The sequence below is a fragment of the Sphingomonas radicis genome (assembly GCF_051400635.1).
Lineage (GTDB): Bacteria > Pseudomonadota > Alphaproteobacteria > Sphingomonadales > Sphingomonadaceae > Sphingomonas.
Map to the genome: position 1 here is coordinate 77,173 of NZ_JBLFFG010000002.1, position 22,653 is coordinate 99,825.

Annotated in this window: 19 protein-coding genes; 9 read left to right on the plus strand and 10 right to left on the minus strand. The window is 66.8% G+C overall.

Annotated features, from left to right (window positions below):
* Positions 1 to 193 precede the first annotated feature (193 nt).
* Positions 194 to 1,375 (plus strand): SGNH/GDSL hydrolase family protein, encoded by a 1,182-nt coding sequence (locus ACMGDH_RS07355; protein ID WP_436827302.1) that lies wholly within the window; start codon positions 194 to 196, stop codon positions 1,373 to 1,375.
* Between the two features lie 79 nt (positions 1,376 to 1,454).
* Here ACMGDH_RS07355 and ACMGDH_RS07360 read toward each other — a convergent pair whose 3' ends face one another.
* Complete coding sequence (locus tag ACMGDH_RS07360) at positions 1,455 to 2,609, minus strand: isovaleryl-CoA dehydrogenase (RefSeq protein WP_436827303.1); 1,155 nt, start codon at positions 2,607 to 2,609, stop codon at positions 1,455 to 1,457.
* A gap of 111 nt (positions 2,610 to 2,720) precedes the next feature.
* On the opposite strand from ACMGDH_RS07360, the gene ACMGDH_RS07365 reads away from it, so the two are divergent.
* Positions 2,721 to 4,133, plus strand: coding sequence for an amino acid permease (locus ACMGDH_RS07365; protein WP_436827304.1), 1,413 nt, complete (start codon positions 2,721 to 2,723; stop codon positions 4,131 to 4,133).
* Here the strand turns inward: ACMGDH_RS07365 and ACMGDH_RS07370 are convergent.
* The 5 genes from ACMGDH_RS07370 to ACMGDH_RS07390 form a co-directional block, all read right to left on the minus strand.
* The gene (locus ACMGDH_RS07370; RefSeq protein ID WP_436827305.1) at positions 4,123 to 4,479 is read right to left on the minus strand and encodes a Rieske (2Fe-2S) protein; all 357 of its coding nucleotides are present in this window, start codon (positions 4,477 to 4,479) and stop codon (positions 4,123 to 4,125) included. The two genes, ACMGDH_RS07365 and ACMGDH_RS07370, sit on opposite strands and share 11 nt — an antisense overlap.
* A 108-nt stretch (positions 4,480 to 4,587) precedes the next feature.
* Entirely contained in the window at positions 4,588 to 5,871 is a 1,284-nt protein-coding gene (gene hmgA, locus ACMGDH_RS07375; protein ID WP_436827306.1) for a homogentisate 1,2-dioxygenase, read from the minus strand.
* A 215-nt stretch (positions 5,872 to 6,086) separates the two neighbouring features.
* Positions 6,087 to 7,127 carry a 4-hydroxyphenylpyruvate dioxygenase gene (gene hppD, locus ACMGDH_RS07380; protein WP_436827307.1) on the minus strand — a complete coding sequence of 347 codons (1,041 nt, stop codon included), beginning with the start codon at positions 7,125 to 7,127 and terminating at the stop codon, positions 6,087 to 6,089.
* 118 nt (positions 7,128 to 7,245) lie between these two features.
* On the minus strand, positions 7,246 to 8,592 hold the full coding sequence (locus ACMGDH_RS07385) for an FAD/NAD(P)-binding protein (protein ID WP_436827308.1): 1,347 nt from the start codon (positions 8,590 to 8,592) through the stop codon (positions 7,246 to 7,248).
* A 4-nt stretch (positions 8,593 to 8,596) separates the two neighbouring features.
* Positions 8,597 to 8,863: a DUF6356 family protein gene (locus ACMGDH_RS07390; protein WP_436827309.1), complete on the minus strand. Its 267-nt coding sequence runs from the start codon at positions 8,861 to 8,863 to the stop codon at positions 8,597 to 8,599.
* Between the two features lie 442 nt (positions 8,864 to 9,305).
* On the opposite strand from ACMGDH_RS07390, the gene ACMGDH_RS07395 reads away from it, so the two are divergent.
* From ACMGDH_RS07395 to ACMGDH_RS07410, 4 genes are all read left to right on the plus strand, one after another.
* Positions 9,306 to 9,740: a hypothetical protein gene (locus ACMGDH_RS07395; protein WP_436827310.1), complete on the plus strand. Its 435-nt coding sequence runs from the start codon at positions 9,306 to 9,308 to the stop codon at positions 9,738 to 9,740.
* Positions 9,737 to 11,011: an efflux RND transporter periplasmic adaptor subunit gene (locus ACMGDH_RS07400; protein ID WP_436827311.1), complete on the plus strand. Its 1,275-nt coding sequence runs from the start codon at positions 9,737 to 9,739 to the stop codon at positions 11,009 to 11,011. The genes ACMGDH_RS07395 and ACMGDH_RS07400 overlap by 4 nt, the downstream gene beginning before the upstream one ends.
* Positions 11,012 to 11,180: 169 nt before the next feature.
* Complete coding sequence (locus ACMGDH_RS07405) at positions 11,181 to 14,366, plus strand: efflux RND transporter permease subunit (protein ID WP_436827312.1); 3,186 nt, start codon at positions 11,181 to 11,183, stop codon at positions 14,364 to 14,366.
* Between the two features lie 71 nt (positions 14,367 to 14,437).
* The gene (locus ACMGDH_RS07410; protein WP_436827313.1) at positions 14,438 to 15,838 is read left to right on the plus strand and encodes an efflux transporter outer membrane subunit; all 1,401 of its coding nucleotides are present in this window, start codon (positions 14,438 to 14,440) and stop codon (positions 15,836 to 15,838) included.
* Positions 15,839 to 15,971: 133 nt separating this feature from the next.
* Here the strand turns inward: ACMGDH_RS07410 and ACMGDH_RS07415 are convergent, their stop codons facing one another.
* The 3 genes from ACMGDH_RS07415 to ACMGDH_RS07425 are packed head-to-tail and all read right to left on the minus strand — an operon-like array spanning position 15,972 to position 19,253.
* A complete protein-coding gene (locus ACMGDH_RS07415) occupies positions 15,972 to 17,792 on the minus strand; it encodes a DUF885 domain-containing protein (RefSeq protein WP_436827314.1) in 1,821 nt (606 codons plus the stop codon).
* 17 nt (positions 17,793 to 17,809) lie between these two features.
* Positions 17,810 to 18,274: an NfeD family protein gene (locus ACMGDH_RS07420; protein WP_436827315.1), complete on the minus strand. Its 465-nt coding sequence runs from the start codon at positions 18,272 to 18,274 to the stop codon at positions 17,810 to 17,812.
* Between the two features lie 4 nt (positions 18,275 to 18,278).
* Positions 18,279 to 19,253, minus strand: a complete 975-nt coding sequence (locus tag ACMGDH_RS07425; protein ID WP_436827316.1) for an SPFH domain-containing protein — start codon at positions 19,251 to 19,253, stop codon at positions 18,279 to 18,281.
* A 49-nt stretch (positions 19,254 to 19,302) separates the two neighbouring features.
* On the opposite strand from ACMGDH_RS07425, the gene ACMGDH_RS07430 reads away from it, so the two are divergent.
* Positions 19,303 to 20,118, plus strand: coding sequence for an HpcH/HpaI aldolase/citrate lyase family protein (locus tag ACMGDH_RS07430; RefSeq protein WP_436827317.1), 816 nt, complete (start codon positions 19,303 to 19,305; stop codon positions 20,116 to 20,118).
* Positions 20,119 to 20,186: 68 nt separating this feature from the next.
* Positions 20,187 to 21,644 carry an IMP dehydrogenase gene (guaB, locus tag ACMGDH_RS07435; protein WP_436827318.1) on the plus strand — a complete coding sequence of 486 codons (1,458 nt, stop codon included), beginning with the start codon at positions 20,187 to 20,189 and terminating at the stop codon, positions 21,642 to 21,644.
* 169 nt (positions 21,645 to 21,813) lie between these two features.
* Here the strand turns inward: guaB and ACMGDH_RS07440 are convergent, their stop codons facing one another.
* A complete protein-coding gene (locus ACMGDH_RS07440) occupies positions 21,814 to 22,302 on the minus strand; it encodes a hypothetical protein (protein ID WP_436827319.1) in 489 nt (162 codons plus the stop codon).
* A gap of 9 nt (positions 22,303 to 22,311) precedes the next feature.
* Between ACMGDH_RS07440 and ACMGDH_RS07445 the strand changes: the two genes are divergently transcribed.
* Positions 22,312 to 22,638, plus strand: coding sequence for a hypothetical protein (locus ACMGDH_RS07445; protein WP_436827320.1), 327 nt, complete (start codon positions 22,312 to 22,314; stop codon positions 22,636 to 22,638).
* The last annotated feature ends 15 nt before the right edge of the window (positions 22,639 to 22,653 follow it).

The window sequence follows — 22,653 nt, forward strand, 5'->3', positions numbered from 1 at the left end:
AAAATCCTCCCCCGACAGGGGGAGGTGTCGCCGAAGGCGAGGGAGGGGGATGAAGCACAACGATGATTGATCGCCGTCCGCCCCCTCCGCCACGCTGCGCGTGCCACCTCCCCCTGGCGAGGGAGGATTGGATTGCTCCTGCGGCGTTCCCGTTTGCAATGGATATGGACGCTGACGGAAAAGGGAGAGCAGAATGAAGGGTTTGCAAACGGTTGTTGCGGCGGCGCTCGTGTTTGGCGTGTCCGTGCCGGCACATGCGCAGCATTGGACGCCCGCATGGACGGCCAGCATGTGGGAAGGGCATGGGGACCGCAGCGTGGCGGTCGAGAATGCCACGATTCGTGCAGCTGTTCGTATTGGCGCGGGCGGCAAGTCGATCCGGCTCCGGCTCGCCAATGATTATGGTCCCGCGTTCGAGATCGGCGCCGCTACGGTACGCGTCCGCGGCGGCCAGACTGTCCGCGTATCGTTCGACGGCCGCCCGTCGGTGCAGGTGCCGGAGGGAGCGCCCCTCGTCAGCGATCCCGTTGCGCTGTCCACCAAGGCATTCGATGTGGTGGAGGTTTCGATCTATCTTCCCGGGGCGGTGCGGCTCGCCACGGTGCACGATGCCGCGGGCCAGCCGACGCAGATTTCAGCTACCGGCGATCACAGCGCCACCGATTTCGCCCCGGCATCGTCTACACGGTTCCGCCCGCTGATCGCCGGGATCGACGTCGAGACGCCGAAGCAGCGCCCGGTGGTCGTCGCCTATGGCGATTCGATCACCGATAATGTGGGCTGCCGGATCGATGCGAAGCCGATCTGCCGCTGGGGCGATGCGCTCGGCCGGCGGCTGGCTGCCGCGGGCAAGCCCCACGTCGTCGTCACCCAGGCGATCTCGGGCAACCGGGTGCTCGCCACTGGTGCGGGACCGAGCGCGCTCGCCCGCTTCGACCGTGACGTGCTGGCGATGCCCGGTGTCAGCCATGTCGTTCTGCTCGAAGGGATCAACGACATCGGCAATTCGGGCAAGGAGCGGAACGGGGAAAAGGCTCCGGTGGTGACGGCCGACGCGTTGATCCAGGGTTATCGCCAGCTCGTCCGCCGCGCGCACGACCACGGCATCAAGGTGATCGCGATGACGATCCTGCCTTATGAAGGCGCCGGCTATTATTCGCCCGAAGGCGAGGCGACGCGCGTGGCGGTCAACAACTGGATTCGCACCTCGAAAACCTTCGATGCAGTGATCGACATGGAAAAGGCCGTCGCCGATCCCGCCAACCCGAAGCGGCTGGCGGCGCATATCCAGGGCGAGAAGGGGGACAACCTTCATCCGAACGGAGCCGGCGAGACTGCGATGGGCGAGGCGATCCCGCTCGATCTGTTCCGCTGAGCTCCCGTTCCCGGAGCGGGACTAGGCCGTATCGACGTTCACTTTCCCCCTCCCTGCAGGCAGGGAGGGGAGATTAAACTCAGCCCGCGCCCACCAACTCGCGCCCGATCAGCATGCGCCGTATCTCATTGGTCCCCGCCCCGATGTCGAGCAGCTTGGCGTCGCGCGCGAAGCGTTCGACCGGCCAATCCTTGGTGTAGCCCGCGCCGCCCAGCGCCTGGATCGCCTCGAGGCTGACCTTCACGGCATTCTCGCTCGCCAGCAGGATCGCGCCCGCCGCATCGAACCGCGTGGTCCGCCCTGCGTCGCAGTTCTTCGCCACTGCATAGACGTAAGCGCGCGCCGAATTGAGCGCGACATACATGTCCGCCACCTTGGCCTGCATCAGCTGGAAGCTCCCGATCGGCTGGCCGAACTGCTTCCGCTCGCGCAGATAGGGCAGCACCACATCGAGGCACGCCTGCATGATGCCCAGTTGGATGCCGGCGAGCACGGTGCGCTCATAGTCGAGCCCGCTCATCAGCACGCCCACGCCGCCGTTGACCGGGCCCATGACGTTCTCGTCGGGCACCTCGCAGTCGTCGAACACCAGCTCGGCGGTGGGGGAGCCGCGCATCCCCATCTTGTCGATCTTCTGCCCGATCGAGAAGCCGGACATGCCCTTCTCGATCAGGAAGGTGGTGATCCCGCGCGATCCTTCACCGGTCTTGGCGTAGACCACCAAAGTGTCAGCATAGGCCGCGTTGGTGATCCAGAATTTGGTGCCGTTGAGAACATAGCCGCGGTCGGTCTTCTCCGCCCGCAGCTTCATGCTCACCACGTCGGACCCGGCGCCTGCCTCGGACATCGCCAGGCTGCCGACATGCTCGCCCGAGACGAGCTTGGGGAGGTATTTCGCCTTCTGCTCCTCGCTCGCCCAGCGGCGGATCTGGTTGACGCACAGGTTCGAATGCGCCCCGTAGCTCAACCCGATCGAGGCCGATGCACGGCTGACTTCCTCGCACGCGATGACATGCTCGAGATAGCCGAGCCCGAGCCCGCCCCATTCTTCCTCTACCGTGATTCCGTGCAGCCCCAGCTCGCCCATCGCAGGCCAGAGCTCGTGGCGCGGGAACCAGTCGTCGGCGTCGATCCGCGCGGCGAGCGGTTCGATCCGCTCCTTGGCGAAGCGCTGAGTGGTTTCGCGGATCATGTCCGCCGTTTCGCCCAGGCCGAAATCGAGCGTGGGTTCCATGTCGCATTCTCTCCCGAATCGTTCGTCCGGCCTTGTCGAGGCGCGGGTGATGTCCCTAGGCTTGGAGAAAGTGCGCGGCTTCGACAAGCGCATGCCGGCAGGGGGACGAACATGACGAGCCTTTTTCGACGCAAGACCATTCTCGCCGCCGAGGAGCAGCCTGCGGCGCACCGCATGGCGCGCACGCTTTCCTGGCCGCATCTGGTTGCGCTCGGCGTCGGCGCGATCGTCGGCACCGGCATCCTGACGCTGATCGGCGTGGGCGCCGACCGTGCCGGGCCCGCGGTGCTGCTGAGCTTCGTGGTTGCCGGCGCGGTCTGCGCCGCCGCGGCGCTCTGCTATGCGGAGATGGCGACGATGATCCCCGCATCGGGAAGCGCCTACACCTACAGCTATGCGACGCTTGGCGAGATCGTCGCCTGGGTGGTCGGCTGGTCGCTGATCCTCGAATATTCGCTGGTGGTGGCGACGGTGGCGGTCGGCTGGTCGGGTTATGCCGTGGGATTCCTCACCGGGCTCGGCATCCACTTGCCCGAATTCCTGACCCACGGGCCCACCGCGGACGGCAGGTTCGGCATCAATCTGCCCGCGATTGTCATCATCGGCGTGGTCGCCGGCCTGCTGATGCTCGGCACGCGCGAGAGCGCCCGGGTCAACTCCGCGCTGGTAGTGCTCAAGCTGGTGACGCTCGCGCTGTTCGTCGCGGTCGCACTCCCGCATTTCGATCCCGCCAACCTCGAACCCTTCGCGCCGTTCGGTTACGGCAGCGTGGCGGGCGAGGCTGGTGTGAAGTTCGGCGTGATGGGCGCCGCGGCGATCATCTTCTTCGCCTTCTACGGCTTCGATGCGATCTCGACTGCGGCGGAGGAAGCCAAGAACCCCGAGCGCGATCTTGCGATCGGCATCGTCGGATCGATGGTCGCCTGCACCGTGATCTACATGGTCGTCGCGGCTGCCGCAGTGGGCGCGCTCAGCTACACCCGTTTCTCGAACAGCGCAGAGCCGCTTGCGCTGATTCTGCGCGAGATCGGCCAGGGCCGTGTCGCGACGATCGTCGCGGCGGCGGCGGCGATCGCGCTGCCTACCGTGCTGCTCGCCTTCCTCTACGGGCAGAGCCGCATCTTCCTAGTGATGGCGCGCGACGGCTTTCTGCCTGCCAGCCTCGCCAAGATTTCGTCGCGCGGCACGCCGGTGCGGATCACGCTGGTGACGGCGGTGGTGGTGGCAGTGCTCGCCGCGCTGACTCCGCTCGACATGATCGCGAGCCTGGCCAACGCCGGGACGCTCTGCGCCTTCATCGCCGTCGCGATCTGCGTGCTCGTCTCGCGCCGCCGCGATCCGGGGGCGAAGCGGCCGTTCAAGACGCCGCTACCGTGGCTGGTGGCGCCTATCGCGGTGCTCGGCTGCCTCTATCTGTTCAGCAGCCTGCAGGAAGTGACGCAGTGGTCGTTCCTGGCGTGGAATGTCTTCGGGCTCGCAGTCTACCTGCTCTACGCGCGCCGCCGGGCGACGCTCACGCAGTGACGATCGTCCCGTCGATGACGGTGACGGGCCAAGGCTGAAGCGCCGCGCCTGCGCAGGGGCCACCCACGCATGCGCCGTCATGGATCCGGAACAGCGCGCCGTGCCATGAGCAGGCGATTAGGCTGGCGTCCTCGGTCAGGTACGCGTCGAGCTTCTGCGCAAGCGGTAGGCCCATATGCGGGCAGCGGTCGACATAGCCGTGCACGGCCTCGCCCCGCCGCACGACGAAGCCGTGGAAATGCCCGGCGCGGAGCTCGAGCACGAAGTTGCGTGCCTTGCCGTCGGAGATCACGTCGAGCGGCCCGAGCGCGACGCCGGCAGGGGTGGAATAAACCCGCTCACCCATTCCCGTTCGCCCTGAGCTTGTCGAAGGGCCGTTCTTCTCTTCTCCGGCGGCACGAAGAAATACCGCCCTTCGACAAGCTCAGGGCGAACGGAGGAAATGGCCGCGGAATCACTTCGGCAGCTTAGCCTTTGGAAACCCCGCCCAGGCCGCGTCGTAATCCGGTTGCGCCCGCTCCAGGGCGAACCGCGTCGGGCGGTACGGCCAGCAAGTCTCGACCATGAACGCCAGCGTGCCTTCGATCTTGTGCGGCTTCAGCTCGGCCTCGCTAGCGCCGCGCCAGCTCGCGACATCGGGGCCGTGCCCGGACATGAGGTTGTGAAGCGAGAGCCCGCCCGGCGCGAACCCTTCGGCTTTGGCGTCATAGGCGCCGTGGATCAGCCCCATCGCCTCGCTCATCACGTTGCGGTGGAACCAGGGCGGACGGAACGTGTCCTCGGCGACCATCCAGCGCGGCGGGAAGATCACGAAATCGGCGTTGGCGCGGCCCGGCACGTCGCTTGGACTGGTCAGCACGGTGAAGATCGAGGGATCCGGATGGTCGAAGCTCACCGTGTTCATCGTGTTGAACCGCGCGAGGTCATAGCGCCACGGGGCCAGATTGCCGTGCCACGCCACCACGTCGAGCGGGCTGTGGTCGAGATCGGTGATCCACAGACTCCCCAGCGATTTCTGGATCACTTCGAAGGGCGCGTCCCGGTCCTCGAACCACGCGCAAGGCGTCTCGAAGTCGCGCGGATTAGCCAAGCCGTTGGCGCCGATCGGCCCCAGATCGGGCAGGCGGAACAGCGCGCCGTGGTTCTCCGCGACATAGCCGCGTGCTTCGCCGTCCGGCAGCAGTGCACGGAACTTCACTCCGCGCGGCACCAGTGCGATCTGTCCGGGTGCGACGTCGATCCGCCCCAGTTCGGTCAGCAGCGTCAGCCGCCCTGCCTGGGGCACGAACAGCAACTCGCCGTCGGCATCGACGAACACGCGCGCCACCATGTCCTTGTTGGCGACATAGACATGCATCGCGACACCCTCGAGATCGGCGGGATCGCGGTTCACCAGCATCGTCGTCATGCCGTCGATCAGGTCGACGGGCGCGGTTGGGGAGGGGAGGGGATCCCAGCGCAGCCGGTTGGGCGCCAGCGGCTCCTGCACTATGCCGGGCGCGAAGTTCTTCGCGCCTTCATAGCGCCGATAGGGCGGATGCTCGGCAGTCGGCCGCAGCCGGTACAGCCAAGAGCGCCGATTCTCGTGCCGAGGCGCGGTGAAGGCAGTCCCCGAAAGCTGCTCGGCATAGAGCCCGAACGCCGGCTTCTGTGGCGAATTGCGCCCGATCGGAAGCGCACCGGGCACAGCCTCGGTCGAGACGTGATTGCCGAAGCCGGGGAAATAGTCGGTAGCCATCGAGCAATCCTCTAAGCCTTCTCCCTTGATGGGAGAAGGATAGCGTAGCTTGGATGAGGGTGATGGCGGGGCTTGAGGCGACGTCACCCTCACCCTCCCACCGCCTTCGGCGGCGGGCCCCTCCCTCTCCCATCAAGGGAGAGGGCACGAAGGAAGTTCGGCCGGACTCGCCCGCGAACACCACTGGCGGCGCGGTCCGGCTCTTCCTCTCCAAACTATGCGTCGACCTTGATGACGCCCCGCCGGATCTGGTCCAGCTCGATGCTCTCGAACAGCGCCTGGAAGTTTCCGTTCCCGAAGCCTTCGTTGCCCTTGCGCTGGATGATCTCGAAGAAGATCGGGCCGAACATGTTCTCGGTGAAGATCTGGAGCAGGATGCCTTCGCCGTTCTCGACCGAGCCGTCGATCAGGATGCGGTTCTTGCGCAGCCGTTCCAGGTCCTCGCCGTGCCCAGGCACGCGCTTGTTGACCAGCTCGTAATAGGTCTCGATCGTGTCCTGCAGCTTCACGCCGCGTGCGCGCAGCCGCTCGACCGTGTCGTAGATATCGTCCGTCGTCAGCGCCAGGTGCTGGATGCCCTCGCCATGATATTCGCGGATGAACTCCTCGATCTGGCTCTTGTCGTCCTGGCTCTCGTTGAGCGGGATTCGGATCGCCTTGTCCGGCGCGATCATCGCCTGGCTGAACAGGCCAGTGGCCTGGCCCTTGATGTCGAAATACTTCTGCTCCTCGAAGCCGAACAGCGTCCTGTAGAACTCCGACCACACGCGCATCTGTCCGCGGCGGACATTGTGGGTCAGGTGATCGAGCAGGTCGAGCCCGACATTGTTCTCGGCCTCCGCCTGCTGCCAGCCGGGAACTTCCTCCCAATCGGCATAGAGGTCGCTGCCGTCCTTGATGAAATAGAGGTACGAGCCGCCGATGCCCTCGATGACGGTGTCGTCCTCGATCGTGCGCTTGGCGCCATGCTCGAGCGCCCACTGCATCGCCGCCTCGGGATCGGCGACGCGGAACGCCATCGCGCTGGCCGAGGGGCCATGCGCCGCGCGGAACTCGGCGACCCGGCCGGTCTCGTCGCGGTTGAGCATCAGATTGATGCGCCCCTGTTTGTAGCGGGTGATGTTCTTGCGCGGATGCCGGTGGCTCGCGACGAAGCCCATCTGCTCGAACTGGCGCGCCATCGCGTCCGGATCGGGGGAGGTGAATTCGACGAACTCGAAGCCGTTGAGGCCGAGGGGATTTGCGGGATCGGTCATGCGCCGATTGTATCGTCTGCGACCGGATAGTGTCAAATGATACTAACGCACTTGGTACACCCTTCGTCATGCTCCCTGCGTTCTCTGCGCCTCCGCGCGAACAAAGCCGTGCGAATATCTAAAGCCCTTCGCCGCCCACCCAATGCGCATTGGACAGGCGCCGCGCGACGTTCCACGTCTGCGTCCGTATGTCGGGCACGGCGACGATCTCCCAAAAAGCGCCCCGCGTCATCGGTCCCAGCGCGTAGAGATTGGCATTGGGCAGGCCCTCGGCATCGATCGTCTGTCCCTGATTGTCCACGTCGATCCCGAGATGCGCGGCGTCCGGCCGGATCACGCCGCGCGCAGCCAGCTTCTGGAGCAGCGGTTCGTCGGTCCGGGCGAGGTCTCCGAGCGGGCCCGTGCAGTTGACGATTCGCTGGACGCGCAGCGTTTCGGCCGTATCGCTGCCGCGGCGGCGCAGCCTCACATCGACGCCGTCGCGGCCTTCGCCGAAGCCGAGCGTCCTGCCGGCGATCACTTCGAGCTGTCCGCGATCGACGACAGCGGTCAGCCGCGCGTGGACCTCGGGCGCCAGGCGGTGGCGGTGGACGTCCCACCACGGCCGCAGATGGCGGAGGAAGCGGCCGCGCTCGGCTTCGCCGGCATTGCCCCACATCGCCTGCGTGAAGGGGCGGAGCTCGTCGACCGCGTTGCGCCAGCCGATCTCCGCGGCGCGGCGGCGGACGTTCCGGACCAGTTGGGAAGCCAACGTCGCGGGGCGCTCGGCGAGCTTCAGCCAGTCGGCGCCCGGAGCATGGCTGCGCGGCAGCAGCCCGCGCCGCGAGAGCGCGACGATCTTCCCCTTGAAGCCCCTCGCGTCGAGCAGCAGCACCACGTCGACCATGGTGAGCCCGGTGCCGATGATGAGGACGGTGTCGCCGTCCGAAAGACCTTCGGGCACGCTCGGGTCCCACGGGTCGCCCTTGTAGCGTTCTGCAGAAAGCTTCTCGGGGTCCAGCCCGGGCGGATCGTGAGGAGGAAGATTGCCCACCGCGAGCACCGCCGCATCGGCGTCGATCGTCCGGTCGCGCAGGTGTACCCGCACTCGGTTTGCGAATTCCAGGTCCTGCACTTCGTCGCGCATCAGCGTGAGCCGCCCGTTCGAGTCGCGCAGCGCCGCCTCGAGCAGCTCGCGCAGATATTCGCCATAGGTCACGCGCGGGATGAAGGCGTTCGCTGCGTTCGCCACGCCACGCGCTTCCAGCCAGCGCACGAAGTGTGACGGATCGTCGGGGAACGCACTCATGTTCGCGGCGCGCACGTTGAGCACATGGCTCGGATGCGCAGCGCCATAGGCGAGACCGGTGCCCGCCACCGGCGCACGTTCGATCAACGTGGCGCGGGGGCCTTCGTGGCGCAGCAGGTTGATGGCCTGCAGCGTGCCCGAAAAGCCCGCGCCGATGATGGCGACGTGCTCGATCACGCGATCAGATCTCGTATTCGATCTGCCACTCGGGCTGCTGAAAGGCCGGGCGCTGTTCGGAGAAGGCGGGCTGCCGCGCCTTCATCTGCCCATAGAGGCGCTTCACTGTATCGCTCGCGGTACGCGCGAACAGCGCGGGAACCACGGCATGGACCAGGCAGGCGACGCCACCGGCGACCATCGTCACGCCGAAGCGCGCCGCAGTCGCTGCGTGCTCGCCATAGCTCTCGCCCACGCTGCGCGGATGGGAGAGGAAGATGCGATCGATCATGATGCTGATGAAGCCCCGGGGCGGGCACCGCGTCAACCTGCCTTCTTCGCAACCGCAGCTATCCGCGCCGTATCGTGGGGTGTCTGCGCTCGGGCGTGGAAACCCGCTGGACAAAAAAATACTGGCCGGTATAGAAAGGTCCTTGACGCGGCGCAGCACGGTTTCTATACCAGTCGGTATGGAATGATCCTCCACCTTCGGATCTGGGACCTGCTGAAGGAGCCGCCTATGAACAACGTCAGCGAAAAACGGGTGCAGGCCCAGGCCTGATCCATTGGCGCCCCAGCGCGCCGCAATCTGAAGGGCCGGAACCTTAGCCGCGAGAGCAATCTCCCGCGGAAGGATCTTCGCGTCCTTTGCCACAGAAATTCGCCGGTGACCGCCAGCCGAGGAGCTGCGCGGAAGGGAGCGGTGCGTCCGCCGCCGGCCAGGAGCAGGGAGAATGACCATGGCTTATATGGACTTCGCCGCACTGCAGGGCACTCGCGTCGCCGCTCCGGCGGGCATGCCGGCGCCGCTTCGCAGGGAAACCAGCTGGGAAACCGGCAAGGAAACCAAAAGCGGCTTCTCGGCACTCGAATGGCAGGTCGTCGCGATTGCGCAGCGAGACCGTCTTTCATCGCTGGAGGAGCCGGGCCGGCTTTCGGTCGCGCTCGGCATGATCTTCGGCGGGCAGCGCCCCAATCCGCGGCTCGCCGACGCGCGGCTCGAGGCGCTTCGTCGCGTCGCGGTGCTCGCATGGCATCGCGGTTATGCGCTGCCGCCGCACGAGATCCGCGCCTTCCACCAAGCGGGCTTCACGCCCGAGCAATATGAAACGCTGCTCGCCAGCATCAGCCAGGGCCGTGCAGCGCTCAACCAGGGGACCAACCGATGAATATGATTACGCGTATCGAGTCCACCGATGCGGGCGAGCCGCAACCGGGCACGCTGGGCCGCTTCCGGCGGCTGCCTCTGTGGCAGCGCGGCGGGCTGGTGCTCTTGCCCGTGGCGCTCGTCGCCGGCGGCGTGAGCCTTGCGAACAAGGACGCGCCAACCGTTGCCGCGCCGCCGCCGCCGACCGTCACAGCAGCCACTCCGCTGGTCCGCGAAGTCAACGAATGGGACGATTATGTCGGCCGGTTCGAGCCGAGCCGCGCGGTCGAGGTGCGTCCGCGCGTTTCGGGTGCGATCGTCGGCGTCCACTTCACCGACGGTGCGGTGGTGCAGAAGGGCCAGCTTCTCTTCACGATTGATCCGCGGCCCTTCGCCGCGGCGCTCGCCGAAGCGCGTGCCGGCCTCGCCAGCGCACAGAGCGAGTTGGCGCTCGCCCAGTCCGATCTCGGCCGCGCCGAACGTCTGGTGTCGGTCGAGGCGGTGTCGAAGAGCGACGTCGAACGGCTCCAGGCTCGCGTCCGCGCTGCCCGCGCAGCAGTTGCCGGGGCCGAGGCCCGCGTCCGCAGCCGTGCGCTCGACGTCGAGTTCACTCAGGTCCGCGCGCCGATCGCCGGCCGTATCTCGGATCGCAAGGTCGATCCGGGCAATCTGGTCGCGGCGGGCGAGGGGGCGGGGAGCAGCCTGCTCACCACGATCAACGCGCTCGATCCGATCTACTTCACCTTCGAAGGCTCGGAGGCGCTGTTCCTAAAGGCCAAGCGCGCCCAGGCGGCCGGCAGCAAGGACTCGCCCGTCGAGATCCGCCTGCAGGACGAGGCGGAGTATCGCTGGAAGGGCCGGCTCGACTTCACCGACAACGGACTCGATCCGCGCTCGGGCACGATCCGGGGCCGTGCGGTGCTCTCGAACCCCGACATGTTCCTGACTCCGGGCATGTTCGGCAACATGCGGCTCGCCGCCGGCGGCACCGCCCAGGCGCTGCTGGTGCCCGATGCTGCAGTGATGACCGATCAGGCGCGCAAGCTGGTGATGACCGTCGGTAAGGACGGCACCGTGCAGCCGCGCCCGGTCGAGGTCGGCCCCGTCGTCAACGGGCTCCGCGTCATCCGGTCGGGCCTCACGCCGCAGGATCAGGTCGTCATCGCCGGCGCCATGACCGCGCCGCCCGGTGCCAAGGTCCAGGTGAAGCCCGGCAAGATCCAGCCGCTCGCGGCACCCGACACTCCGGTGACATCCGCTCCGGTCACGGGCGAAGCGACCTTCGCTCGCTGATCGGCCTGCCGCCGGGCGGTCCCCAAAGGCCCGGCGGCAGGACTAATTCGCCACCGTTCGGCCCGAGCTTGTCGAAGGCCGCATCGCCACTCGGCGATCGGCCCTTGGAACGCCTTCGACAGGCAGGGCGAACGGACGGAAGTAGAAACCTTTTTACGAGGAGAAGGCCATGCGCCTCTCACGTTTCTTCATCACGCGACCGATTTTCGCGGCCGTCATATCGGTGACGATCGCCATCATCGGTGCGCTCGCCTATCTCGGGCTGCCGGTGTCGCAATATCCCGACATCGTCCCGCCCACCGTCACCGTTGCCGCCAGCTATCCGGGCGCCTCGGCCGAAACCGTCGCCGAGACCGTTGCCGCGCCGATCGAGCAGGAAATCAACGGCGTCGACAACATGATCTACCAGTCGTCGCAGTCGACCGGCGACGGCAACCTCACGATCACCGTCACCTTCAAGCCCGGCACCGATCTGGATGCCGCGCAGGTGCTGGTGCAGAACCGCGTCGCGATCGCGCTGCCGCGGCTTCCCAATGAAGTGCAGCGCCTCGGCGTCGTGACGCGCAAGACCAGCCCCGACTTCCTGATGGTCGTCAACCTGATCTCGCCAGACAAGTCGCTCGATCGCGGCTATATCTCCAACTATGCGCTGACGCAGGTGAAGGATCGCCTCGCCCGCATCGACGGGGTGGGCGACGTCCGCATGTTCGGCGCGCGCGACTATGCGATGCGCGTGTGGATCGATCCGGGCCGCGCCGCCGCGCTCAATCTCACCGCGGGCGAGATCGTCCAGGCGCTCCGCGCGCAGAACGTCCAGGTCGCCGCCGGCGCGCTGGGCCAGCCTGCCGCGAGCACCACCGGCCAGGCCTATCAGCTCAATGTCGAGACCCAGGGCCGACTCAAGAACCCGGATGAGTTCTCGCAGGTCGTGATCCGCACCGATGCCGATGGCCGCCAGGTCCGCGTGTCGGACGTGGCGCGCGTCGAGCTCGGCGCCGCCGACTATTCCTCGAACACCTATCTGTCGAACGAGCCCACGGTGATCCTGGGCATCTTCCAGCGCCCCGGCTCGAACGCGCTCGCCGCCGCCGAGGCGGTCCGCCACGAGCTCGACTCGATGGCAAAGACCTTCCCCAAGGGTCTGGAATATCGCGTCATCTACAACCCGACCGAGTTCATCGAACAGTCGATCGACGCGGTCATGCACACGCTGGGCGAGGCCGTGGTCCTCGTCGTGCTCGTGATCATCGTGTTCCTCCAGCGCTGGCGCGCGGCGATCATCCCTGTCGTGGCGATCCCGGTGTCGCTGATCGGCACGATGGCGGTGCTTGCGGGCTTCGGCTATTCGATCAACAACCTCTCGCTGTTCGGCCTGGTGCTGGCGATCGGCATCGTCGTCGACGACGCGATCGTCGTGGTCGAGAATGTCGAGCGCAACCTCGCGCGCGGGCTCAGCCCGCTCGAGGCGGCCAAGACTTCGATGGACGAAGTCTCGGTCGCGCTGGTGGCGATCGTGCTCGTGCTGTGCGCGGTGTTCATCCCCACCTTCTTCATCACCGGCCTCTCCGGCGCCTTCTATCGCCAGTTCGCGCTGACGATCTCGGCGGCGACGGTGATCTCGCTGATCGTGTCGCTCACTCTTTCGCCCGCACTCGCGGCGGTGCTGCTGCGGACGCACGAGGAGGAGCACGAGCCGAAGAACCCGGTCATGCGCGTGATCCGTCGCGCGGGCGACTGGTTCAACCGCGGCTTCGAGCGGATGAGCGTCGGCTATGGCAACCTCACCCGCGCGCTGGTGACCCGGCCCAAGCGGATGATGGTCACCTATGCCGGCCTCATCGCGGCGACGGGTGCGCTGTTCTGGGCGACGCCGACCGGCTTCATCCCGGCGCAGGACCAGGGCTATTTCCTCACCGTCATCCAGCTTCCGCCCGGCTCGTCGCTCGAGCGCACGGATGAAGTGATGCGCAAGGTCGTGGCCCGCATCCTGCCGATCCCCGGCGTCAAGGGCTCGGTCATGCTCGCCGGCTTCGACGGTGCGTCGCAGACGCTCGCCCCCAACGCCGCCGCCGCCTACGTCCCGCTCGAGAGCTTCGAGAAGCGGCGTGAGCTCGGCGTCAGCTTCCAGCAGATCATGGACGAGGCGCGCAAGCGCACCGCGGACATCAACGAAGCGATGCTGCTCGTCGTGCCCCCGCCGCTCATCCAGGGCATCGGCTCGGCCGGCGGCTACCGCATGATGATCCAGGATCGTGCCGGCCAGGGCTATCAGGCACTGGGCCAGCAGGCGGGAGCCGTGATCGGCAAGGCCAACCAGACCGAGGGACTCCGCCAAGTCTATACGCTGTTCAACACCATGACCCCGCGCGTCTTCGCCGACATCGACCGCCGCAAGGCGGACATGCTCGGCGTGCCGCCGGAGCGCGTGTTCGAGGCGCTCAACGTCTATCTCGGCTCGGCTTTCGTGAACGACTTCAACCTGCTCGGCCGCACCTATCGCGTCACCGCCCAGGCGGATGCCCCGTTCCGTGCCACCGAGGCGGATATCGCCAACCTGAAGACTCGCTCCAACTCGGGCGCGATGGTGCCGATCGGCTCGGTCTCGACCTTCCAGGACAAGACCGGTCCGTATCGCGTGGTCCGCTACAACCTCTTCCCCGCGGTCGAGGTCGATGGCGACACCGCACCGGGCTATTCGAGCGGCCGTGCCCTGACGACGATGGAGAAGATCGCCGACGAGACGCTGCCGGCCGGCTACAGCCACGAATGGACCGGCATCGCCTATCAGCAGGAAGTGGCGGGCAACACGGCACCCCTGGTGTTCGGGCTGGCGGTGCTGTTCGTCTTCCTCGTGCTGGCGGCTCAGTATGAAAGCCTGACGCTGCCGCTCTCGATCATCCTGATCGTGCCGATGTGTCTGTTGGCGGCGATGGCCGGGGTGAACATGCGCGGGATGGACAACAACGTCCTGACGCAGATCGGCCTTGTCGTGCTCATCGCACTCGCGGCGAAGAATGCGATCCTGATCGTCGAGTTCGCCAAGCAGGCCGAGGATATCGACGGGCTCTCGCCGGTCGATGCCGCGGTCCGCGCTGCCCGCGATCGTCTGCGCCCGATCCTGATGACCTCGTTCGCCTTCATCCTCGGCGCCGTGCCGCTGCTGATCGCGACCGGGGCAGGCGCGGAGCTCCGCCAGGCGCTCGGCACCGCCGTCTTCTTCGGGATGATGGGGGTGACCGCGTTCGGCCTGCTCTTCACGCCGACCTTCTACGTCGTCTGCCGCGAGCTTGGACAGCGTCTCGCGCGCAGGCGGCGTGGATCGGCGCCGGAGGCCGAGCTGCAGCCCGCGGAATAAAACCGATGCGATCTCTCGCCCTTCGCACCTCCTTCAAGGAGACGAAGGGCGAGGATGACGCCACATAAGGAATGCACAAGATGCGTATCTTTCTCGCCACCGCTTCCGCGCTCGCCCTTGCGGCGTGCGCGGCGGGGCCGGACTATGCTGCCCCTGCCAGACCCCAGGCGGCTGCCGGCCCCTTCATCTCCACCAGCCAGGCCGTCACAGCCGAGCCTGTCCAGGGCAATTGGTGGAAGCTCTACAACGATCCGGTGCTCGACGGCCTCGTCACCGACGCGCTCGCCGCCAACACCGACATCCGCGTGGCTACCGCCCGCATTGCCCGCGCCCGCGCAGCGCTGCGCGGGGCAGGGGCGGACCGGCTTCCCCAGGCCCAGGCCGGTGCCAGCGCCAACTACGTCCGGATGTCGCAGATGCAGCGCCCGCCGGGCATCGCGCGCGAGGACTGGCAGATCGATGCCGGGCTCGACGTCTCCTATGAGGTAGACCTGTTCGGCCGCGTGAGCCGCAACGTCGAGGCCGCGCGCGCCGATGTCGACGCCGCCCAGGCCGACGCCGATGCCGTGCGCGTAATCGTCGCAGCCGAGACTGCCCGCGCCTATGCCGACGCAGTCTCGGCGGGCGAGCGGCTCGCGGTGGCCGAGCGGATCGTGAAGCTGCTCGATCAGTCGCTCGGCCTGACCGAGCAGCGGCGCGAGGTGGGGCTCGCGACACGGCTCGACACCGCCCGGATCGGAGCGCTGCGCAACCAGCGCCGCGCGGAGGTGCCGGCGCTCGCCGCCGAACGCGATGCAGCGCTTTTCGCGCTGGCGACGCTCACGGGCCGTGCGCCTGCCGAGCTGCCGGCGGAGGCACGCACCCGCACCACGACGCTGCGGCTCGACCAGCCGATCCCGGTCGGCGACGGCGCGACGCTGCTCGCCCGCCGTCCCGACATCCGCGTAGCCGAGCGGCGCCTCGCCGCGGCAACCGCGCGGATCGGCGTCGCCACGGCGGACCTCTATCCGCGGATCACGCTCGGCGGTTCGATCGGCTCGACCAGCAACGATATCGGCGACATGTTCGGCGCCGGTCCGCTGAACTGGCTGCTTGGCGGACTGATCAGCTGGGCGGTCAACCCGGAGCCCGCGCGTGCCCGCGTCCAAGCGGCTGAGGCCGACACCCAGGCCGCGCTCGCCACCTTCGACGGAACGGTGCTGCGCGCGCTCCAGGAAACCGAGACCGCGCTTTCGGCCTACGGCCATTCGCTCCAGCGGCGCACCGCGCTGCAGGCGGCGCTCGAAGAGGCGCAGGTGGCGGTCAATATCGCCCGTTCGCGCCAGCGTGAGGGCGACATCGACTCGCTTGCGCTCCTCGACGCCGAACGCACCTTCGCCGACGCGCAGGCCGACCTCGCCAGGGCAGATGCGGAGATATCCCGCCGCCAGGTCGACCTCTTCCGCGCGCTCGGCGGCGGCTGGCAGGCCTAGCTAATCCTCCCCCGCCAGGGGGAGGTGGCGCCGAAGGCGACGGAGGGGGAGGAAGCACACGGATGCGTTCTGGCATCCGCCCCCTCCGTCAGGCTGGCGCCTGACACCTCCCCTGGCGGGGGAGGATAAGGCGCTACCCCCGCTGCCCAGCCACGTGCCGGTCGATCACGTGCCCCAGCACGGTCATCGGCACGTTGCCGCCCAGCACCACCGCGTCGTTGAACGCCTTGAAGTCGTAGCGGTCACCCAGCGCCGCCTTCGCCAGGTCGCGAAGGCGGTTGATCTCGCTGTGGCCCACCTTGTAGCCGCACGCCTGGCCCGGCCATGAGCAATAGCGGTCGACTTCGCTGGTGACTTCCTCGATCCCCGATCCGTTGGCAGTGACGAACCAGTCGATCGCCTGCTGGCGCGTCCAGCGCTTGGCGTGGAGACCGGTATCGACCACCAGCCGGCACGCGCGGAAGCCCAGCGACTGAAGGTAGCCCAGCTTCTCCGCCGGGTTCTCGGCATAGACGCCCAGCTCGTCGGCGAGTTGCTCGGCATAGAGCGCCCAGCCTTCCGAATAGGCGTTGAACGACAGCAAAGTGCGGATCAGCGGCAGCTTGTTGGCATATTCGCCCTGCCAGACATGCCCGGGGATCGCCTCGTGATAGGCAAGGTCGGGCAGGCTGAAGCGCGTGTGCAGCTCGGTGGTGCGCAGGTTGATCCAGAACTTGCCGGGAACCGTGCCGTCGATGGATCCCGCGCCACCATAGGCGCCCGGCGCACCGGGCTCTTCCTCGGGCGGCATGCGGCGCACTTCGACATTGCCCTTCACCAGCGTGTTGAACGCCTGCGGCATGCGGCTGCGGATGTCGGTGATGCGCTCGTTCAGGAACTTCATGATCTCGGCACGGCCGGGATCGCCTTCGGGGAAGGTGAAGCGCGGGTCCTTGGCGAGCGCCGCCATCCGCGCGCCGACGCTGCCCTGGCTATACCCCTCCTTCTTCAGGATCACGTCCATCTCGGACTGGATCGCGGCGAGCTGGTCGAGTCCCATCTTGTGGACCTCGTCGGGCGTCATGTCGGTCGTGGTGCCGGCCCTGAGCGCCCAGGCGTAATAGTCTGCGCCGTCCTTGAACTTCCACACGCCGGCGTCGGAGGTGGCCCGTGGGCGGTGTCGCTCCAGCTCGGCGATCTGCCGGTCGAGCGCGGGGGCGACCTTGTCGGTGCACAGCAGGAACGCGCGCTGGCCGAAGTCGCCTTCCATCCCCGCGCTGCGGTTGGCGAGCGAAGTCACCAATCCCCAGCCAGCGATGTGGCCGTCGCGCGCGAGCTTCAATTGCTTCAATGCCTTGTCGAGCAGGAAGTCGGGCGCGATCACGCCCTGGCCCGCGGCGATCTTCAGCCGCTCGGTTTCGCCGTCGAGCGCCTCGGCATAGGATTCGACGCGGTCGAGATAGGCTTCGGCGTCCTCTGCCGCCTTCACCTGGTGATCGGTGTCGAGCATCCGCGGCACGTCCAGGAAGGCGCCGACGTTCTGCACCACCACATAGGGCGTGTTGCGCCAGCTCCCCACCGCCACGTCACCATAAGGGAAAGCGAAGCCCTGGAGGGCGTTGCCGTAGCTCGCCTGCACCACTTCGACATTGGTGCGGACCACCGGGCTCAGTGCATTGGCGTCGAGCTTGGCGAGGTCGGCGAGCGCCTGCTTGAGGTGCGCTGCGATCTTCGCCTGCCCCTCGGGCGATGCGTCCTTGAGCCGGTGCTTGAGGGCCGCGCGCTTGTCCTTGTCGATCCCGAGCGTGGTCGCGCTTTCGGGATAGTCGGTCAGATAGGTCTCGGCGATCCGGTCGAGCAGCGCCGCGGCGCGGGTGTCGGCGGCGCTGGTTTGTCCGAAAGCTGCGGACGGAATCAGGCTGGATGCGGCAAGCGCGCTGCTGCCCAGCAGGAACTGGCGACGGTCGGTACGCATGGGAAACTCCGGAGAGGTCAGGATTGGGGAGCGGAGAGCGAGGGCAGGGGCTCGACTTCGAGCGTTCCGCCCTTGGCGCCGGTGATGCGGACGCGCGCGCCTGCCGGCTGATCGGGCCCGTGCGCGGGCCACTCGCCGTCGCCCACCCGCACGCGGCCGCGCCCGCCCTCGATCGCTTCGACCACGGTCACCGTCTCGCCCACCAGCCGCGCGATGCGATCGTTGAGCAGCGGATCGCTCGTCTCGACCGGGAAGTCGCGATACCAGCGCTTGCCGATCAGCACCGCGGCGAGCGACCAGGCAGCGAAGCCGATCAGCTGCCCGCCCACCGAAAGCTCGGGAAAGAGCAGCGCGATCGCTCCGGTGATCGCCGCCGCGACGGCGAAGAACACCAGATAGACGCCCGGTACGAGCAGCTCGGTGATCGCGAGCAGCACGCCCGCGATCAGCCAGAGCACGCCCGAGTTCTGGAGCCAGTCCACCGGCTCAGTCCTTCTGCTCGAAGGGGCCGCGGCGCGGCGGCTGCTCGGGGGCAGTGGCGGCCGGCAGCTTGCCGAGCGCATCCTTGGCCAGTTCGCCGATCCCGCCCAGCGTGCCGATCAGCTGCGTCGCCTCCACCGGGAACAGGATCGTCTTGGCATTAGGCGAAGTCGCGAACTTGCCCACTGCCTCGACATATTTCTGCGCGATGAAGTAGTTGAGCGACTGCGACGAGCCCTTCTCGATCGCGTCGGAGACGAGCCGGGTCGCCTCGGCCTCGGCCTGCGCCGCACGCTCGCGCGCCTCGGAGTCGCGGAACGCCGATTCCTTGCGGCCCTCGGCCTCCAGGATCCGTGCCTGCTTCTGCCCCTCGGCGCGCAGGATCTCGGATGCGCGGGTGCCCTCCGCCTCCAGGATGTTGGCGCGCTTCTCGCGTTCGGCCTTCATCTGCCGGCCCATCGCGTTGACGATGTCGGCGGGCGGGCGGATGTCCTTGATCTCGACGCGAGTGATCTTGACGCCCCAGGGCGTGGTCGCATGGTCCACCACCGAAAGCAGCCGCGCGTTGATCTCGTCGCGCTTCGACAGCGTCTCGTCGAGGTCCATCGATCCCATCACCGTGCGCAGGTTGGTGGTGGTGAGTTGGAGCAGCGCCACATAGAGATCGCTGACCTCATAGGCCGCCTTCGCCGCGTCGAGCACCTGGAAGAAGACCACGCCGTCGGTCGAGATCATGGCATTGTCCTTGGTGATGATCTCCTGCCCGGGGATATCGATCACCTGCTCCATCATGTTCACCTTCCGCCCCACCCGATAGAAGAAGGCGGGGTAGAAGTTGAAACCCGGCACGGCAACGGTGGTGAAGCGGCCGAAATGCTCGATCGTGTATTGATAGCCCTGCGTGACGATCTTCACGCTCGACATGACGTAGAGGAACACCAATACGGCCAGCACGACCAGAAATGCAGAAACGACGTCCATCCCCCGACTCCCTGTTAATCTGTCCCCATTGCTAGCATAGAGAGGGGCCATGACCACAGCCCGCTTGGCGCCGCGCACGGCGCTGTTCCTTCCGGCCTCCAATCCCCGCGCGATCGCCAAGGCGCGGACGCTCGGTGCGGACATGATTATCCTCGATCTCGAGGACGCCGTGCGCGACGATGCCAAGGCTGCGGCGCGCGCCGCGGCGGTCGAGGCGGCAGGGGAGGGGTTCGGCCCCCGCCTCGTCGCGATCCGCATCAACGGCATCGACTCGCCCGAGCATGCCGCCGACCTCGACGCCGTCGCCGCCTCGACCTGCGATTTCGTGGTGGTTCCCAAGGTCGAGACTGCCGCCGACGCCGCCGCACTGGCCGAGGCGACCGCCAAGCCGCTGCTAGCGATGATCGAAACCCCGCTCGGCGTTCTCGCCGCCGCGGAGATCGCTGCGGTTCCCGGCGTCTCCGGCCTGATCGCGGGCGTCAACGATCTGCGCGCCTCCCTCGGCATTCCCGCTGGCGCCGGCCGCGAGGGGCTGTCGCTCGCGCTCCAGACGATCGTCCTTGCCGCCCGCGCGAGCCAGGTCTGGGCGATCGACGGCGTCCACAACGCGCTCGACGACACCGAAGGGCTCGCCACCGAATGCCGCCACGGCCGCACCCTCGGCTTCGACGGCAAGTCGCTGATCCACCCCGGTCAGGTCGCGATCGCAGCCGAAGCCTTCGGCCCCGGCGAAGCCGAGCTCGCCGACGCCCGCGCGCTCCTCGAAGCCGCGACCGGCGGCGCCCAGCGTTTCGCCGGTCGCATGATCGAAGCGATGCACGTCGCCCAGGCCCGCGCGTTGATCGAGCGGGCCCGCACCCCCTAGCGCATTCCCACCCTCGCGTTTACATGGGCCGCCAACTTCCGATTCTCGAACACGGACTTGGCGCTCCCATGGATATTCCTCTCGGCCTCACCTTCGACGACGTCCTGCTGTACCCGGGCGAGTCCGAGGTGGTGCCCAGCATGGCCGACACCCGCACCCAGGTGACCAAGGGCCTCGCGCTCAACATCCCGATCCTCTCCTCGGCGATGGACACCGTCACCGAGGCCGACATGGCGATCGTGATGGCGCAGCTCGGCGGCATCGGCGTGCTCCACCGCAACCTCGACATCGAGCAGCAGGTCGAGGCCGTCCGCCAGGTCAAGCGCTTTGAGAGCGGCATGGTGGTCAACCCGATCACCATGACGCCCGACGGCACCTTGGGCGAGGCCACCGCGCTGATGGAACGCCACCGGATCAGCGGCATCCCCATCGTCGAGGCATCGGGCAAGCTCGTCGGCATCCTCACCAATCGCGACGTGCGCTTCGCGGGCAACCCGAACCAGCCCGTCTCCGAGCTGATGACGCACCAGAACCTCGCCACCGTGAAGATCGGGGTCGCGCAGGAAGAGGCCCGCCGCCTGCTCCACGCCCGCCGGATCGAGAAGCTGCTCGTCGTCGACGATGCCTATCGCTGCGTCGGCCTGATCACGGTCAAGGACATCGAAAAGGCCGTCACCTATCCCAACGCCACCAAGGATCCGGCCGGCCGCCTCTGCGTCGCCGCCGCTTCCACTGTGGGCGACAAGGGCTTCGCGCGCACCGAGGCGCTGGTCGACGCCGAAGTCGACCTGATCGTGATCGACACCGCGCACGGCCACAACAAGGACGTCAGCCGCGCCGTCGAGCGCGTCAAGAAGCTCTCCAACCGCGTCCAGGTCATCGCCGGCAACATCGCCACCGCCGAGGCGGCGCGCGCGCTGATCGACGCGGGCGCGGACGGCGTGAAGGTCGGCATCGGCCCGGGCTCGATCTGCACCACCCGCGTCGTCGCGGGCGTCGGCGTGCCCCAGCTCACCGCGGTGATGGACGCCGCGAACGAAGCCGCCAAGTCGGGCGTCCCCGTCGTCGCCGACGGCGGCCTGCGCACCTCGGGTGATCTCGCCAAGGCGCTCGCCGCCGGCGCCTCCACCTGCATGGTCGGCTCGCTGCTCGCCGGCACCGAAGAGGCCCCGGGCGAGACCTTCCTGTACCAGGGCCGCGCCTATAAATCGTACCGCGGCATGGGCAGCGTCGGCGCAATGGCGCGCGGCTCGGCCGACCGCTATTTCCAGCAGGACATCAAGGATCAGCTCAAGCTCGTCCCCGAAGGCATCGAGGGCCAGGTCCCCTTCAAGGGCCCCGCGCGCGACGTGATCCACCAGCTCGTCGGCGGCATCAAGGCCGCAATGGGCTATGTCGGCGCCCCGACCATCCCCGAGCTCCAGAAGAAGGCGCGCTTCGTCCGCATCACCAACGCGGGGCTGAAGGAAAGCCACGTCCACGACGTGACGATCACACGCGAGGCGCCGAATTACCCGACGCGGTGAGGGTGTGTAGCTGCAACCTTTTCTTCCCTCTCCCTCAAGGGGAGAGGGTTGCGCAGACTTAGGCCTTGCGAAGCAAGGTCTTGGTCGGAGCTGGGGGAGGGGTGTGCGGCTGCGATAGCAGGCGCTCGGCGCTTCGCGCCCATTTAACCGATCCACCCTGAGGGGAGAGTTAAGTCCGAAATCCTAGGCCGCGTTGCAGGTGTTCGGAGCGCTTCCTTTTGCGATCCGCCAAGTACGCTGCTGCCTTGCCGGATTCGATGAGTTCAAAAATTTGAAGCTTGGCGTCTAGCAAGCTGTCATAATCGATCTTGCCTTCAACATCATCGAAGCCTACCCGGAACTTGCTACCATTTTGAAATATAAAGGCTACGATCCTGGCGCGCTTAATCGTAAGAAGTCCGGAAGGTGTTTGCTTCCACTTCTGGGAATCAACAAAGCGTTTCCTCATATCTACGAGTTTGATGTAGCGCGTTTGATATTCACTCGCTTCCGTTGTTAACGTTAGCTTATCGCAACAATCTGTGCCGACCGCCATAGCTCCCCAACTGGGATGCTCTACGGCAAATATGTAGCGAAGCTCGGTCCCGCACAGCTCGCAGTTACCACACAAATCGCCTAGATCGTCGCTGGCGATCAGGGTCCAACCGCTTTGCGGCATGATCTTGCCATGTTCTTCAGCATGACAGCCTTTGCAGAGGGCCTCGCATTCAGTGTGCCCGTATTCCCAGGGCCTTCGGCCAGAAATGTAGTGTTTGTGGTGAACTTGAAGAACAGCACCGGCAGCTACAGTACGGTGACATCGAGCGCATCGTCCGCCATGCAGCGTTATGACCTCTCTTCGAAACTGAATCCAAATCTCGGTGCCGGTATAGATTTGCCATGGATGCTACTCCCTAGCATTCAGGAACCTATTTATAACAACTTTGCGGACAGAGAGCATTATACGCGCATCAGCTCATTTATAGATACTCGGTCTATTGAAAAAATGCATTAACTACATGCTATCTAG

Coding starts and splice junctions, on each gene's coding strand:
- ACMGDH_RS07440 (WP_436827319.1), bottom strand. CDS start 22,302: ATGCCGCAAAGCGGTTGGACCCTGATCGCCAGCGACGATCTAGGCGAT.
- ACMGDH_RS07390 (WP_436827309.1), bottom strand. CDS start 8,863: ATGATCGATCGCATCTTCCTCTCCCATCCGCGCAGCGTGGGCGAGAGC.
- ACMGDH_RS07365 (WP_436827304.1), top strand. CDS start 2,721: ATGACGAGCCTTTTTCGACGCAAGACCATTCTCGCCGCCGAGGAGCAG.
- hppD (WP_436827307.1), bottom strand. CDS start 7,127: ATGACCGATCCCGCAAATCCCCTCGGCCTCAACGGCTTCGAGTTCGTC.
- ACMGDH_RS07415 (WP_436827314.1), bottom strand. CDS start 17,792: ATGCGTACCGACCGTCGCCAGTTCCTGCTGGGCAGCAGCGCGCTTGCC.
- ACMGDH_RS07400 (WP_436827311.1), top strand. CDS start 9,737: ATGAATATGATTACGCGTATCGAGTCCACCGATGCGGGCGAGCCGCAA.
- ACMGDH_RS07425 (WP_436827316.1), bottom strand. CDS start 19,253: ATGGACGTCGTTTCTGCATTTCTGGTCGTGCTGGCCGTATTGGTGTTC.
- ACMGDH_RS07405 (WP_436827312.1), top strand. CDS start 11,181: ATGCGCCTCTCACGTTTCTTCATCACGCGACCGATTTTCGCGGCCGTC.
- ACMGDH_RS07360 (WP_436827303.1), bottom strand. CDS start 2,609: ATGGAACCCACGCTCGATTTCGGCCTGGGCGAAACGGCGGACATGATC.
- guaB (WP_436827318.1), top strand. CDS start 20,187: ATGGATATTCCTCTCGGCCTCACCTTCGACGACGTCCTGCTGTACCCG.
- hmgA (WP_436827306.1), bottom strand. CDS start 5,871: ATGGCTACCGACTATTTCCCCGGCTTCGGCAATCACGTCTCGACCGAG.
- ACMGDH_RS07430 (WP_436827317.1), top strand. CDS start 19,303: ATGACCACAGCCCGCTTGGCGCCGCGCACGGCGCTGTTCCTTCCGGCC.
- ACMGDH_RS07395 (WP_436827310.1), top strand. CDS start 9,306: ATGACCATGGCTTATATGGACTTCGCCGCACTGCAGGGCACTCGCGTC.
- ACMGDH_RS07355 (WP_436827302.1), top strand. CDS start 194: ATGAAGGGTTTGCAAACGGTTGTTGCGGCGGCGCTCGTGTTTGGCGTG.
- ACMGDH_RS07445 (WP_436827320.1), top strand. CDS start 22,312: ATGTTCTTCAGCATGACAGCCTTTGCAGAGGGCCTCGCATTCAGTGTG.
- ACMGDH_RS07370 (WP_436827305.1), bottom strand. CDS start 4,479: ATGGGTGAGCGGGTTTATTCCACCCCTGCCGGCGTCGCGCTCGGGCCG.
- ACMGDH_RS07410 (WP_436827313.1), top strand. CDS start 14,438: ATGCACAAGATGCGTATCTTTCTCGCCACCGCTTCCGCGCTCGCCCTT.